Origin of the sequence: Enterobacter sp. 940_PEND (assembly GCF_001059415.1) — a bacterium.
Classification (GTDB): Bacteria; Pseudomonadota; Gammaproteobacteria; order Enterobacterales; family Enterobacteriaceae; genus Enterobacter; species Enterobacter cloacae_M.
Genome location: NZ_JUMS01000160.1, coordinates 1 through 305, shown reverse-complemented (window position 1 = coordinate 305; position 305 = coordinate 1). Strand labels below are relative to the sequence as shown.

Annotated in this window: 1 protein-coding gene; it reads right to left on the bottom strand. The window is 55.7% G+C overall.

The genetic code is table 11. From position 1 onward, the window contains the following. Positions 1 to 305, bottom strand: a 305-nt coding sequence (locus tag ADJ24_RS21915) for an IS1 family transposase (RefSeq protein WP_048703739.1), incomplete at both ends; no start/stop codon positions are given.

Sequence of the window (305 nt, the reverse complement as noted above, 5' to 3'; positions counted from 1 at the left end):
TCCACCGATTTTGAGAACGACAGTGACTTCCTGCCCAGCCTTGCCAGATGTTGCCTCAGATTCAGGTTATGCCGCTCAATGCGCTGCGTATATCGCTTGCTGATAACGTGCAGTTCTCCCTTCAGGCGTGATTCATAAAGCGGCCAGCCATCCGTCATCCATACCACGACCTCAAAGGCCGACAGCAGGCCCAGAAGACGCTCCAGCGTGGACAACGTGCGTTCACCGAATACGTGCGCCACAACCGTCCTCCGTATCCTGTCATACGCGTAAAACAACCAGCGCTGGCGTGATTTAGCGCCGAC